The 14,459-nt window shown below is 38.7% G+C and carries 10 protein-coding genes and 1 riboswitch; all 10 genes read left to right on the top strand.

Going from position 1 to position 14,459, the window contains the following annotated elements; all coding sequences use genetic code 11:
* Positions 1 to 88 precede the first annotated feature (88 nt).
* The 10 genes from HMPREF9456_RS08000 to ppc all read left to right on the top strand — a co-directional run bounded on the left by HMPREF9456_RS08000 (position 89) and on the right by ppc (position 14,359).
* Complete coding sequence (locus tag HMPREF9456_RS08000) at positions 89 to 2,569, top strand: glycoside hydrolase family 127 protein (protein WP_006842993.1); 2,481 nt, start codon at positions 89 to 91, stop codon at positions 2,567 to 2,569.
* A 21-nt stretch (positions 2,570 to 2,590) separates the two neighbouring features.
* On the top strand, positions 2,591 to 4,102 hold the full coding sequence (locus HMPREF9456_RS07995; RefSeq protein WP_006842992.1) for an alpha-isopropylmalate synthase regulatory domain-containing protein: 1,512 nt from the start codon (positions 2,591 to 2,593) through the stop codon (positions 4,100 to 4,102).
* 259 nt (positions 4,103 to 4,361) lie between these two features.
* The gene (gene leuB / locus HMPREF9456_RS07985) at positions 4,362 to 5,432 is read left to right on the top strand and encodes a 3-isopropylmalate dehydrogenase (protein WP_006842990.1); all 1,071 of its coding nucleotides are present in this window, start codon (positions 4,362 to 4,364) and stop codon (positions 5,430 to 5,432) included.
* Positions 5,433 to 5,703: 271 nt separating this feature from the next.
* Positions 5,704 to 6,987, top strand: a complete 1,284-nt coding sequence (locus tag HMPREF9456_RS07980; RefSeq protein ID WP_245531006.1) for a metallophosphoesterase — start codon at positions 5,704 to 5,706, stop codon at positions 6,985 to 6,987.
* Between the two features lie 189 nt (positions 6,988 to 7,176).
* On the top strand, positions 7,177 to 7,755 hold the full coding sequence (locus HMPREF9456_RS07975) for a 50S ribosomal protein L25/general stress protein Ctc (protein WP_006842988.1): 579 nt from the start codon (positions 7,177 to 7,179) through the stop codon (positions 7,753 to 7,755).
* 16 nt (positions 7,756 to 7,771) lie between these two features.
* Positions 7,772 to 8,335 (top strand): aminoacyl-tRNA hydrolase, encoded by a 564-nt coding sequence (gene pth / locus HMPREF9456_RS07970; RefSeq protein WP_006842987.1) that lies wholly within the window; start codon positions 7,772 to 7,774, stop codon positions 8,333 to 8,335.
* Positions 8,336 to 8,445: 110 nt separating this feature from the next.
* On the top strand, positions 8,446 to 8,865 hold the full coding sequence (locus HMPREF9456_RS07965; protein ID WP_006842986.1) for an RNA-binding S4 domain-containing protein: 420 nt from the start codon (positions 8,446 to 8,448) through the stop codon (positions 8,863 to 8,865).
* A gap of 115 nt (positions 8,866 to 8,980) precedes the next feature.
* Positions 8,981 to 9,184, top strand: a riboswitch (cobalamin riboswitch).
* 187 nt (positions 9,185 to 9,371) lie between these two features.
* The gene (locus HMPREF9456_RS17055) at positions 9,372 to 9,587 is read left to right on the top strand and encodes a cysteine-rich CWC family protein (RefSeq protein WP_006842985.1); all 216 of its coding nucleotides are present in this window, start codon (positions 9,372 to 9,374) and stop codon (positions 9,585 to 9,587) included.
* A gap of 253 nt (positions 9,588 to 9,840) precedes the next feature.
* Positions 9,841 to 11,574: a phosphoenolpyruvate carboxykinase (ATP) gene (locus tag HMPREF9456_RS07960; RefSeq protein WP_006842984.1), complete on the top strand. Its 1,734-nt coding sequence runs from the start codon at positions 9,841 to 9,843 to the stop codon at positions 11,572 to 11,574.
* A gap of 154 nt (positions 11,575 to 11,728) precedes the next feature.
* On the top strand, positions 11,729 to 14,359 hold the full coding sequence (gene ppc / locus HMPREF9456_RS07955) for a phosphoenolpyruvate carboxylase (RefSeq protein WP_006842983.1): 2,631 nt from the start codon (positions 11,729 to 11,731) through the stop codon (positions 14,357 to 14,359).
* Positions 14,360 to 14,459: the final 100 nt, after the last annotated feature.

The raw sequence follows: 14,459 nt of genomic DNA, 5'->3' as shown, positions 1-14,459 counted from the left end.
TTAGTAAGCAGCTATTTGCTATTGGATTACGTCTGTCATCATTGTTGAGATGCTAAATGGTTCTGAATAAGAAGAGATATACCCCCAAATGAAAAAAGGTATTTATATATTCATTTTTATTATGGCTTCTGTGAATATTTATTCTCAGAATATCTTAACTCCTGTGTCGTTTGAGCAAGTGACTCTTACCGATAATTTCTGGAACAATAGAATGAGGATCCAAAAAGAAGTATTGGTTCCTGTGGCATTCGAACGGACAGAAATTGCCGTAGAAGATCTTCGACGCACAGCAAATTATCTGAAAGGAATCGAAGGGTCTTTACCATCTGATAGCAGATTCAGCACTTCCGACTTGTTTAAGGTTATCGAAGGTGCAGCCTATCTATTAAAGATGGAGCGTGATCCAAAATTAGAGAAGCAGATAGATGATATAGCAGATATTATAGCTCAGGCTCAGCAACCCGACGGCTATTTGTACCCTCCTCATATTACCGGGTCTTATAAGACCGCACCATTGTGGGGTGGGGCAGGAATGGGCGATAAGCCTTATTCGTGGGTAGTGCATAGCCATGAGTTGTATAACATGGGCCATCTTTACGAGGCTGCGGCTGCATACTATCAGGCTACCGGCAAAAAGAACCTGCTGGATATTGCGACTAAGAGTGCTAGGCATATCAATAAAGTCTTCTTTGATGGGGATCGGAATTACAATGGTGGTAAACCTGTAAACCAAGCTCCCGGACATGAAGAAATAGAGATCGCATTGGTGAAGCTTTATCGTGTGACCGGAGATCCGCTATATCTCAATATGGCGAAAAAGTTTATCGATATACGAGGTGTAACCTACGTACCGGATGGTAAAGGAACCATGTCGCCCGAATATGCACAACAGCATGCGCCTGTACGTGAGCAGGATAAGGCCGTGGGGCATGCCGTGCGTGCGGTTTATCTTTATTCGGGTATGTCTGATGTCGGCACATTGACGGGGGATACTACTCTCTCGCCTGCTTTGGATAAGATATGGGGCAATATTGTGGACACACGGATGCATATCACAGGCGGGCTGGGAGCTATACATGGTATCGAAGGCTTTGGTCCTGAATATGAATTGCCAAATAAGGAAGCATATAATGAAACGTGTGCCGCTGTAGGCAATGTATTCTTTAACCATCGTATGTTCCTTCTCGAAAAGGATGGAAAATACATGGACGTTGCCGAAGTGTCACTGTTGAACAATGTTTTAGCGGGAGTAAATCTTGAGGGAAACAAGTTTTTCTATGTTAATCCTCTTGCCTCGGATGGTACGGTAGATCGTTCATATTGGTTTGGAACTGCTTGTTGCCCGACAAATTTAGCGAGGCTTATTCCTCAAATTTCGGGTTTGATGTATGCGCATACCGATAACGAAATTTTCTGTTCTTTCTACACGGGAAGTAAAGTAGACTTTGCTCTTACATCCGGAAAAGTAGCACTAGAGCAAAAAACGAATTATCCGTTCGATGAAAGTATCGTACTAACAGTAAACCCCGAAAAGAATGATCAGACATTTTCAATAAAAATGCGAATCCCTACGTGGGTTGGTTCTCAGTTTGTACCGGGTAAATTGTATAGCTATGTTGATAATAATTCGAAAGCGTGGGAATTATATATAAACGATAAGAAGGTCGGAAATTTGTCTTTTAAGAAAGGTGAAGTTTCTCTTGATAAAGGTTTTGTTTCTATCTCCAGAAAATGGAAGAAAGGGGATAAAGTAGAGCTTAAACTACCTATGCCTGTTCGTTATTCTCATGCTATAAACGAAGTAAAAGCAGACAATGACAGGGTAGCTATCACCAGAGGCCCGTTAGTCTATTGTGCAGAGGGTGTTGATAATAGTGAGGATGTGAACAGGTATTATCTGACTAGAGTATCAGCAGATGCTAAGGTACAGAGAGATGATACAGGAATATTGAAGGGGATAGACCTAATAAAAAATGTTTCGGCGGATTATATAGATGTAAAAGGGAATGTTCATCAGGCTTCACTGAATCTTATTCCATATTATGCATGGAACAATCGAGGTGTTTCAACAATGAATATTTGGTTTGCTGAGAATGAAAAGAAGGTGCGTGAAAGTGTTGCTATTCTTCCCGTATCAATAAAAGATATAAAAGCGGCTTATACAAACGAAGGCGAACATGTACTCTCTATTGTTAACGGCAAGCATCCGAAGAATTCTCACGATACAGAAATCAATCGATGGACTTCGTGGAATAAAAAAGGGGAAAAGCAAAGTGTCGATTTCACCTTTGAAAATCCTACGGATATAAAAGCTTTTTCGGTTTATTGGTATGACGACAATGGCGGAGTTCGTTTGCCGGATGTTTGGAACTTGGAATATAAAGATGATAGTGGCTCTTGGAAGCCATTCCCATTATACAGTACCGATTCATATAGTTTGCTCAAAGATCAATTTAATCTTGTGCATTCTGATGGAGATTCTTTTGTTGTAGAAAGTATCAGATTGAACGTAACGCCAAAAGTCGATAGTGCAGTTGGTATCTTGCAGGTGCGATTTGATATTAAGTAATTAAGAAAATTAAAGATTACCATGATAGAAATAATGGACACAACCCTGAGAGATGGCGAACAAACATCGAGTGTTTCGTTCTCGGCTCAGGAAAAGATGAGTATAGCTCACTTGTTGCTGGTCGATCTCGGTGTAAATCGTATCGAGGTAGCATCGGCACGTGTTTCGAATGGTGAGTTTGAAACTGTAAAAAAAATTGCCAATTGGGCAAAATCCGCAGGATATATAGATAATGTTGAGATATTAGGATTTATAGATAAGGGTGCTTCGCTCAATTGGATAAAAGACACAGGATGTAAAACTATAAACCTGCTGACGAAAGGTTCGTATAAGCACGTGACCGAACAGTTGCGCAAAACGCCCGAACAGCATCTTGATGATATTAGGGCTGAAGTGGAATTGGCTCAGAAGTTGGGTATCACAGTTAATGTGTATCTCGAAGATTGGTCAAACGGAATTGTGAAATCCGAAGATTACGTCTATTATATGATGGATGGAATGAAGGATTTGCCGATAAAGCGATTTATGCTTCCCGATACCTTAGGGGTATTGAATCCACATAGCGTATGGCGCTGTTGTCGCCGGATGATAAACCGTTACAGAGATCTTCATTTTGACTTTCATGCTCACAACGACTATGATCTGGCTGTAGCGAATACAATGGTGGCAGCAGAAGTGGGAGTGAGAGGTGTACATCTGACGATGAATGGACTCGGCGAACGAGCTGGAAATGCTTCTTTGGCGAGTGTGATTGCCGTTTTTCACGACCAATTGAAATTGAAAACTTCAATAAAAGAAGAAAATATAAATAGGGTTAGCCGTGTAGTAGAATCCTACTCGGGACAGGTAATATCCGCGAATCAGCCAATTGTGGGAGATAATGTCTTCACACAGTGTGCCGGGATACATGCTGATGGGGATAACAAGAATAACTTGTATTATAACGATCTGTTTCCGGAACGTTTTGGCCGTGTTCGTGAATACGCATTAGGTAAATTGTCCGGTAAGTCTAATATACGAAAAAATATTGAAGCTTTGGGTATCGAACTTGATGAGGATGATATGACTAAAGTGACAAACCGAGTGATAGAATTGGGTGATAAAAAAGAAATTATTACGCAAGACGATCTGCCATATATCATTTCGGATGTGTTGAAAAACAACGAGAAGGAAAGAAAAATCAAGATATTGTCGTTTGCATTTTTATTGACAAAGGGCTTACGTCCTACAGCTACGGTAAAAGTTGAAATTGATGGGCAGGAACATGAATGGACTGCACCGGGAGATGGACAGTATCACGCTTTTTCGAAAGCCTTGTATAAGATATATTCACGCTTGAATAAGCCTACGCCTACACTTGTTAACTATGCTGTTTATATACCACCCGGCGGGCGTACCGATGCTTTGGTGCAAACGGTAATTACGTGGGAATTTAATGGTAAGACTTTCAAGACAAGAGGTCTTGATGCCGACCAGACAGAAGCAGCGGTAAAGGCTACCGAAAAGATGCTGAATATGATCGAAGATCTGTAAATGACTTTCCTGCAAATGAAAGAAGAGCGGATTGAATGGGTTGATATAGCAAAAGGTCTCGGAATAATATGTGTTGTGATGGGACATATATTTCAATCGCAGATGCTTGCACACAAGATAATATATCTGTTTCATATGCCTCTTTTCTTTATTGCTTTTATCTTATCTTTAATAGATTTAAAGTTACGCAGATACTTTTTTTAGGAAAATATAAGAGTAAACAGATTCAAAAATAATTACAATTTTAAAATATAGATTGATGAAATTAAACATTGCAGTGCTCCCCGGAGACGGAATAGGTCCTGAAATTATAGAACAGGCATTGAGAGTGACAGAAGTAGTTTGTGAAAAATTTGGTCACGAACTTTCTTATGAATATGGAATTGTTGGAGCTTCGGCAATCGATCAGGTAGGTAATCCGTATCCTGATGGTACGCACGAATTGTGTATGGCTTCTGATGCTGTGCTGTTTGGTGCAATAGGAGACCCTAAATATGACAACAACCCTTCAGCAAAAGTCCGTCCCGAGCAAGGACTTCTGGCTATGCGCAAAAAGTTGGGATTGTATGCTAACCTTCGTCCTGTAAGTACATTTCCTACGTTAGTACATAAATCGCCTCTTCGTTCCGATTTGGTAGATGGTGCTGATTTTATGTGTGTGCGTGAATTAACGGGAGGTATGTATTTTGGTCGCCCGCAAGGACGTAGCGAAGACGGAGATACGGCTTATGATACTTGCGTTTACACTCGTGAGGAAGTAGAACGTATTCTTCATCTTTCATATAAATATGCTCAGATGCGTCGCAAAAAAGTGACAGTAGTAGATAAAGCGAATGTATTGGCTACTTCTCGTCTATGGAGACAGGTTGCTCAGGAAATTGAAAAACAATATCCTGATGTGGAAACTGAATATATGTTTGTAGACAATGCAGCGATGCAGATTATTCAATGGCCTAAGCGTTTTGATGTACTTGTTACAGAAAACTTGTTTGGAGATATACTTACTGACGAGGCTTCTGTAATTACCGGATCGTTAGGCATGTTGCCATCGGCATCTATTGGTATTCATACATCTGTGTTTGAACCGATACATGGTTCATATCCTCAGGCAGCAGGCAAAAATATTGCAAATCCATTAGCCACTATTCTTTCGGCAGCAATGATGTTCGAATATGCATTCGAGCTCAAAGAAGAAGGTAAACTCATTCGTGAGGCTGTTAATGCATCAATGGATGCAGGAGTAGTAACTGAGGATATTGCATCGAAAGAAGGAAAAGCTTATTCTACATCACAAGTAGGCGACTGGATTGTAAATTACTTGAAGAGATAAAATCTTTTTCTAAGATACTGTGGAGAGGCTATCCGTTGCGGATAGCCTCTTTTTTATATAAAGTAAGGAACTCAAAACTTTGATAATGGTGAGTGTATTTTTAGGTTAAGAGACTTCTAAATTCGTTTATTAATCACAATTCTTCATCAATATTATTGCTTCTTTCAAAAGCTTTTATATATTTGTCTTGTATTGTGTCTAAAATACATAATAGGTAGATGCAATTTTTACAATATATACAATTTAGAGTTATTAATTTATTCTTTTTAATATGATGAAGACATTGAGATATTTAGGATATGTCATGGCTGCATTTCTAGCTATGACATCTTGTACTAGTGATACAGAATCTTCAGTTGTTAAGGAACAGAGTTTATATCCTTATTTTGCTGTTATATCCGATATACATGTTGGGCGTCCCGATTCTAAAGAAAAAATAATCAAAACGCTGCAGCATATTCAGAGTGGTAACAAGCAGCTGGACGCAATATTTGTGGTAGGGGATATTACAGATCAATCAACAGAAAACCAATACAACGGACTAATACAACTCTTTGATGCTCACGTGCCCAAATCAACACCGGTTTATTATATGCTCGGCAATCACGATCAGGTATGGCTGGACGGTGATCCCGAAGCTCGATATTTAAGTAAACTGAAACAACCTTTACATCAATATGTAGAAATAAAAGGATTTCCATTTATTACAATAAGCGTTAGGAGTATAACTCCATATTTATTCTATACTCAGAAAGAGGTTGATTTCCTATCTGCTGCATTGGAAGATGCCAGTAAGAAGTATCCAAACAGCCCCATATTCGTGTTTGCCCATGTGGGGGTTACTAATACAGTATATGGTACAGGTTGGAACGAAGGATGGGGCGTTTCACATTTAGCTTCGGTACTTGAAAAATATCCACAGGTTGTTTTATTTTCCGGACACTCTCACTTTCCGATAGGAGACCCTCGGTCTATCCATCAATCAAAATTCACATCTGTAAACCTAGGGAGTGTTGCCTATAGTGAAATCGAAGCAGGCTTCTCCGAAGGAGAGCACCCTCCGGGGAACGATTATGTGACAGAAGCAGTTATAGTTTCCGTAAATAAAGACATGAGTGTAAAACTACAAAGATTGGATACGTACCGAAATGAAGCAATACTTCCAGATTGGATTTTATGGGCTCCGCACAATGGTACAATGTTTACTTATGCCAACCGTAATGGAGGAAGTGCTCCTTCGTTCAAAAATACTGATAAGCCGACAATAAGTGAGATAAAAACGAATAGTTGTAAGGCGATATTTCCACAAGCTACCGACAATGATGTTGTGCATCATTATATTCTAAAAGTTGTGAATAGTGACGGAAACATATATAAGCAAATGACACTGTTTTCTCGCTTTTATCTCAATAGTGATATGCCCGAGAGCCTTGATGCGAATATTACAGACTTGCAACCGGCTACAAAGTATACAATAAAAGTGATAGCAGTAGATTCGTACAAAAACAAGTCGACGGAAATAACAAGTGCTGAGTTTATAACCAATAGTATATAATAGGCTCCTTTCACTGCGCTTTTTCCATTTAATATTTGCAGATTGTAGTCTTCTTCAAAATATTACTTTCATAAACATTAGGAAAAAAGATGTAGAATATTTATCTTTGCACCGCTTTTATAAGCCCGTACGTGTGATGGGAATAAGGAAGCAATCCTTAATTTGAGTAACACAATTTAAAATTAAAAGATGAAAACGTTTGAATTAAAAGGAGAAGCCAGAACAGATCTTGGCAAAAAAGCGACAAAAGCATTCCGTAAAGAAGACAAAATCCCTGCTGTAATTTATGGTGGAGATCAAACCGAAGCAATTGCCTTTACTGTAACAAACAGCGATGTTCGCAAACTTATTTATACTCCTGAGATATTCCTTGTAAACCTTACAATAGGAAAAGACAGCTATAAAGCTATATTGAAAGATGTACAGGTACATCCGGTAACAGATGCTATCTTACATCTTGACTTCCTTCATGTATTTGAAGGCAAACCAATCGTAATGGACGTTCCTGTTATTTTGGACGGACTTGCAGAAGGTGTAAAAGCAGGGGGTAAACTTTCTCTTGACTTGCGTAAGATTAAAGTAAAAGCTCTTTACGATAAGATCCCTGAAAAAGTACATGTTGACGTAACAAGCCTTGCTCTTGGAAAATCTATCCAGGTAGGTGAACTACACTTCGAAGGACTTGAACTGCTAAATGCTAAAAATGCTGTTGTTTGTCGCGTTCAATTGACTCGTGCTGCAAGAGGTCTTGCTGCTAAAAACGGCTAATAATAGGATATATTGAATGAAATACTTGATTGCCGGCCTCGGTAATATTGGTAGAGAATACGAATATACCCGCCACAATATAGGATTCAGAGTATTGGACGCTTTAGCTAAAGCGTCCAATATTGTTTTTGCTGACAGGCGTTATGGCTTTGTGTCTGAACTAAAGGTCAAAGGACGCACTCTTATTTTGCTAAAGCCATCTACTTTCATGAACCTTAGCGGAAATGCTGTTCGCTATTGGCTCAACCAAGAAAAGATACCGATTGAGAATCTTCTGGTTGTTGTAGATGATCTTGCTTTGCCTTTTGGTTCTTTACGCCTTAAAGGAAAAGGAAGTAATGCCGGACATAACGGACTGGGTAATATACAGTCTGTTCTTGGAACACAAGATTATGCTCGCTTACGCTTTGGTATAGGTAGTGAATTCGCTCGGGGTGGTCAGGTAGGCTATGTGCTCAATAATTTTACAGACGAAGAAGAAAAAGAGCTTCCTGTGAAATTGGAAACTTGTGGCGAGATAATCAAAAGCTTTTGTTTGGCAGGTATCAACAATACCATGAACCAATACAATAATAAGTAAACCAAAGAAATTAGAAACGAACATCTTTCGCTTCTAATATATAACTTTGATAAATGAAATGATGTGAAGCCGATGTTGTTTGCGGACATTGGTAAAATTCTGATTTTATTATGAAAGAACCTAAAAACGAAGTACGCATAGATAAATGGCTGTGGGCTGTTCGTCTTTTCAAAACTCGCTCTATAGCAATAGAAGCCTGTAAAAAAGGACGTATCTCTATCAAAGGAGTTACTATAAAACCATCACGATCTATTAAGATAGGTGATGTAATAGAAGTGCGACGTCCACCGGTTACTTACTCCTTTGAAGTTCTCAATCTTTCCGAAAACAGAATGGGAGCGAAGCTTGTGCCCGAATTTATGAAAGATGTGACATCACCATCTCAACTTGAAATATTGGAAATATCTAAGGTGAGCGGCTTTGTCGATAGAGCTAGAGGAACGGGTCGGCCAACAAAAAAAGACCGTCGGGAGTTAGATCAGTTTACAGAGGATCACTCCTTCTTTGATGATTGGGATTTGGAAGATTAAAAGCAGAAATTATTGTTCGAAACTTATTCCTAGCAGAACACACTCTTATGAAATAGTAATTCATTATACCATCAAAAACTTTCCTATTTATATTTGTTCTTATTTATAATTCTATATCTTTGTTACCATAATTGGTGTTATATATTCGAAGTCTTGGATATATAATGAAAAGGGAATCAGGTGTAAATCCTGAACAGTCGCGCTGCTGTAAGCTTCGCTAAACGTTTATACAAATCCTCAAAGCCACTGTTTTTCATAAACGGGAAGGTCGTATAAAACGGAAGTAAGTCAGAAGACCTGCCAAAAAAATAAGTTCATCCTTCGCGAAAAAGGATAGAAAGCTCAAGAGATTTTTCTCTGATTATAGAAAATTGATTTTGGTTGAAGTATTTATACTATCATCTCTTGCGATGCTATATTCTGGTATCTGCAAATGAGGTTGTATATTTTAAATAAACTTTCTCCTGATCTTATTATATATTCAATAACAATAAAAACTTACAACAATGAAAAAGATATGTCAAAGATGTTCGGCTTCTTTCAGCTGTAGAGAAGACCGGGTAGAATTGTGTAGCTGCCGTAGAGTTTCTTTAGTCTCAGGAGTACGTGATTATATAAAAGATAACTATAGTGATTGCCTTTGTCCTAAGTGTTTACGTGAAACAAATACTTGCTTTTTTGCCTTCGATGTTAATCCCAAATTCATAAAAGACAAAAAATAAAGTATTTATAAGCAACACCAATACAAGGTAATAGCAAAAACTTATTTTTAATTTACAATTTATTATAAATTTAGTCTTTAATTCGTTTAATTGTATAGGTAAGTTTCCTTAAATTTGATGTTGGAAAACAACGCAGTTTGAATGTTTTCAAATCAAGTATTGAAGTTTGCAATCTCCTGTCACAAATGGAGATAGGAGATTGTAAATGATATAGGACCAGATAAAATAATAACTATAATAAATAAAATTAAACATGTTACAAGAGTTTACTTTAGGCGAAGGTAAGGCGATTATCAACTTCACTCTTAAGTTTTGCGACACGAGGCAAAAAATATTAAATAGTTACGGTTTTCATCGGGTTGTTGAAGCTTTTATACAAAGACTCAAAAAGAATGATGTCATAATCTACGATTATTATATCAAAGAATTCAAGACTGACGAAGAATTTCAAAAAACATTGATAGAAGCATTTAAGCTACTTACAGTATGTAATCCCGACGAGGTGCAGAATGTACATAATAAGTATGCTATCTTCTTTAACGATAAAGACTTATTTATAGAATTAATAGAACTTCTATATGGCTTTTGGCGCAGAATGGAGCGTTATACTATAGTGCATAACAATTCCATCAGCAGCGGGTTGCAAAGTGTGCGTTTTTTGCATGCCAACGAGTTGTTCAATGAATTGGTACTTTCTATCTACCGCCGCATTCAAGAAACTGTAATGGGGTATCAGCATCTTGTGTATCGCCAGCTTACCGCAGGTGCAAATGCAGGGTTAACTCTTAGTGACATTACTTGGAACTGCCCAATAGAATACAATGGGTTGACTTCTATTCCGTTCATTACTTCTGTTATGTTTAAACCTCCGTTTATTTCGTATACAAAAAGAAATACACGCGACGGCATTTTTCAAGAACATACAACAAATCCGGTAGAAAATATTATACTGAATGAAGATGACTGGTTCTTATTTCCTGCTAAAGTAGGGAATATGCTGACCTTTGTTTATTTCCACAAGGACTATATGGTTCACGGATTTGCCTTATCCAATCTTTTTGAATTGGCTAAAGCCGGGGAATATATCGGTAAAAAACCCGATATAATATACGTGTTCGGATATCCTGATGGAATAGAAGAGAAACGTACTTTCTATTATAAGGATAAGAAAAATGATATTCTTATCGGTTACGCTAATCATTGCGACGATATCGACTATTTTGGCTACATGAAAAAAATGCTTCTTACACTTCATAACGTGAAGCAAATGGAGCAAGGCCGATTGCCACTGCATGGAGCTATGGTAAACATATTACTCAAGAATGGAACAGAAGCCAATATCGTTATTATAGGAGATAGTGGTGCCGGAAAATCTGAAAGTCTGGAAGCTTTCCGTACGCTTAACGAGAAATATATACGTCATATGCGTATCGTATTTGATGATATGGGTTACCTCAAAAAAGAAGAAGATGGTACGATTAAGGGGTATGGAACCGAAATCGGAGCATTTGTCCGTATCGATGACCTCGATCCTATGTATGCCTTCCAGCAATTAGAGAGGGGTATATATTCTAATCCTGACAAAATAAATGCTCGCATTACGATTCCTGCTGCAACATACGATGTTATCTCTAAAGGATATAAAGTAGATTATATCTTGTATGCGAATAACTATACTGAATCTGCTCAGAAGATTGAGTTTTTTGATAATCTCGACGAAGCGATTAAAATATTCGAAGCCGGAGCCCGCAAAGCAAAAGGTACTACTACCGAAAATGGTTTGGTGACATCTTATTTTGCTAACCCTTTTGGACCTGTACAAGAAAAAGAGCTTGCCGGTAAGCTGATCAAAGAGTTCTTTAATGATATGAATAACAATGGTGTAAAAATCGGAGAGATATACACCTCGCTTGCTATTGACGGACATACTAAGGATGGACCTCAATTGGCCGCAGAAGAGTTGTTTACAATGATAAATAATGATTAAGTGGAGTGGAGATGAGTTAAGTATTAGCTCGTCTCTTTCTTCGATAAAATTTGCCTGACTACTCAACGCTTACTTAAACTTTTGATAATGTATGGCGTTAAATATTATAACGGAGAAAAATACAACTAATAATTAGAATAAACCTATGAACAATATGCAACAATCCTTGATGCACGACAATATCAAGATGCTTGGCCACTTGCTCGGAAAAACGATCAACGAGGCGAAAGGACAAGATATGGTCGACCTCATAGAAACAATCCGCAGGCTATCTAAAGCATCACACTCGGGTGACATTGAAGCACATAAATCGTTGGTTAAGACATTGCAAAATCTGAGGGATGAGGAGTTCTTGCCTGTAGCACGCTCTTTCAATCAGTTTCTTAACCTCACAAATACGGCAGAACAATATAACAGTATCTCTCCCCATGCACAAGGTGCTGAGAATCCGGTTAATTTTTCTGCAGTATATGAAAAGCTTAAAGCCGCTAACTATAGCGATAGCGATATAATCAAAGCAATAGAAGATATATCTATCGATTTGGTTTTAACCGCTCACCCTACAGAAATAAATAGACGCTCGTTGATCAACAATCTGAATCAAGTAGATCAATGCCTTAAGCTACTGGATCACGATGATTTGATCGAACATCAGAAAGTACAAATATTGCGCAGACTCAAACAACTGATCGCTCAATATTGGTATACTGATGAAATACGTCAGAATCGTCCGACACCCAACGAAGAAGCAAAATGGGGATACGATGTAGTAGAGAATAGCCTTTGGGCTGCTGTACCTGCTTACATCCGTGAACTGGACGAGCAAATAAGAAATACACTCGCATATCGTATTCCGATCGATGCGCGTCCTATACATTTCTCATCATGGATGGGGGGCGACCGTGACGGGAATCCTAATGTGACAGCCAAAGTTACACATGATGTACTACTCGATAGCCGCCGCCGTGCTGCAACTCTCTTCTTATCAGATATAGAAATACTGGTGAAGGAACTGTCAATGGCAACCTGTACGCTCGAATTCAGAAATTACATAGGGAACTATGAAGTACAAGAGCCATATCGTGAGCTAATGAAAAAGTTACGTACACAGCTTCGTAATACTATAGCTTACCTTGATGCTCGCATAGCAGGGAAAAATCCTGAGCTTACCGAGGATATTCTTTACTATAATGAGCAATTGTGGGAACCTTTGCATGAGTCTTATAAGTCGTTGGTGGCTTGCAAGATGGATATTATAGCCGATGATAAGCTATTGGATACCATGCGCAGGGTTAAATGTTTTGGGCTTACTCTTGTTCAAATAGATGTTCGTCAGGAAAGTACAATTCATACCGAAACTATTTCAGAAATTACCCGTTATTTAGGACTGGGAGATTATGAAACGTGGTCGGAAGATGAGAAGCAAGCTTTTCTCATCAGAGAGCTAAATTCAAAACGTCCTTTGCTTCCAAAAAATTGGGAGCCAAGCCCTCAAACAAAAGAAGTGCTGCAAACATGTAAAGTTATTGCAGAAACTCCTGAAGGGGTAATACCTACTTATATTATATCGATGACACGTACTCCATCCGATATATTGGCGGTTTATTTGTTGTTGAAAGAAGCTGAGTGTCCTTATATATTACCTGTAACGCCATTGTTTGAAACACTGAATGACCTCAATAATGCCAATGGTATTATGCAGCAATTGTTTAATATTAGTTGGTACAGAGGTGTAATCAAGAGCAAACAAATGATAATGATCGGTTACTCAGACTCAGCTAAGGACGCAGGCTCTATTGCTGCCGGATGGGCACAATACAGTGCACAAGAAGCATTGATCAAGAGCTGTCAAGAAGCCGGAGTATGTCTGACCTTATTCCATGGACGTGGAGGCACTGTTGGACGTGGTGGAGGTCCTGCCAAAGTAGCTCTTTTCTCTCAGCCTCCAGGTTCATTAAAGGGTGGTTTGCGTGTAACAGAACAAGGCGAAATGATCCGCTTCAAATTAGGTATACCCGACCTGGCTATAAAAACGCTGGCTTTATATACTGATGCAATCTTGGAAGCTAACTTGCTTCCGCCACCTGCACCAAAGCAGGAGTGGAGAGATCTTATGAATAAGATGTCGGATATTTCTTGTACTATATATCAAGATACAGTACACAGAAATCCTGACTTTATTCCGTATTTTTATCAGGCAACCCCTGAGGCTGAGCTTGCTCGTTTGCCATTAGGTTCGCGACCAGCAAAACGTCGTCCCAATGGTGGCGTTGAAAGTTTGCGTGCTATTCCTTGGATATTTGGATGGACTCAAAACAGGTTAATGCTTCCGGCATGGCTTGGAGCGGGAGAAGCCCTTCAGCAAGTTATAGATGAAGGCCAGATAGAGACATTGAAAACCATGTATAAAGATTGGCCTTTCTTCGGAACAAGGATTAATATGTTGGAAATGGTATTTGCCAAAGCAGACCCTCGTATATCGGCATATTATGACGAAAGGTTAGTGGAAGACAGGTTGCAAGATTTAGGAAAAAGGCTTAGAGCACAGTTAGAGGGTGCAATGAAATCTACATTGAGAATATCTCAGGATGAATATTTGATGGAGAGCCTACCCGATATAGCAGAGAATATTGCAATGCGAAATATATATACCAATCCGTTGAATCTGTTGCAGGTAGAATTACTTCATCGTTCGAGACAAGACAGTGAACATTCTCCCGAACTGGAACTGGCACTGATGATCACAATATCGGGTATTGCTGCCGGAATGCGAAACACGGGATGATAACATTCTGATAAAATATATAGATTGTAAAAGCTCATAAAAATCAAAATATTTTTATTCGTAGAAAATGCTTAATCCATGTTTAAAAATTTGATCTTTA

This window comes from Dysgonomonas mossii DSM 22836, from assembly GCF_000213575.1.
Classification (GTDB): Bacteria; Bacteroidota; Bacteroidia; order Bacteroidales; family Dysgonomonadaceae; genus Dysgonomonas; species Dysgonomonas mossii.
The sequence above is the reverse complement of the archived record's forward strand: the minus strand, read 5'-3'. Positions and strand labels throughout refer to the sequence as shown.

Excerpts from the sequence above, each read along its gene's own strand:
- HMPREF9456_RS07980 (WP_245531006.1), top strand. The coding sequence starts at position 5,704 with ATGATGAAGACATTGAGATATTTAGGATATGTCATGGCTGCATTTCTA.
- HMPREF9456_RS07960 (WP_006842984.1), top strand. The coding sequence starts at position 9,841 with ATGTTACAAGAGTTTACTTTAGGCGAAGGTAAGGCGATTATCAACTTC.
- HMPREF9456_RS07995 (WP_006842992.1), top strand. The coding sequence starts at position 2,591 with ATGATAGAAATAATGGACACAACCCTGAGAGATGGCGAACAAACATCG.
- HMPREF9456_RS17055 (WP_006842985.1), top strand. The coding sequence starts at position 9,372 with ATGAAAAAGATATGTCAAAGATGTTCGGCTTCTTTCAGCTGTAGAGAA.
- pth (WP_006842987.1), top strand. The coding sequence starts at position 7,772 with ATGAAATACTTGATTGCCGGCCTCGGTAATATTGGTAGAGAATACGAA.
- leuB (WP_006842990.1), top strand. The coding sequence starts at position 4,362 with ATGAAATTAAACATTGCAGTGCTCCCCGGAGACGGAATAGGTCCTGAA.
- HMPREF9456_RS07965 (WP_006842986.1), top strand. The coding sequence starts at position 8,446 with ATGAAAGAACCTAAAAACGAAGTACGCATAGATAAATGGCTGTGGGCT.
- HMPREF9456_RS08000 (WP_006842993.1), top strand. The coding sequence starts at position 89 with ATGAAAAAAGGTATTTATATATTCATTTTTATTATGGCTTCTGTGAAT.
- ppc (WP_006842983.1), top strand. The coding sequence starts at position 11,729 with ATGCAACAATCCTTGATGCACGACAATATCAAGATGCTTGGCCACTTG.
- HMPREF9456_RS07975 (WP_006842988.1), top strand. The coding sequence starts at position 7,177 with ATGAAAACGTTTGAATTAAAAGGAGAAGCCAGAACAGATCTTGGCAAA.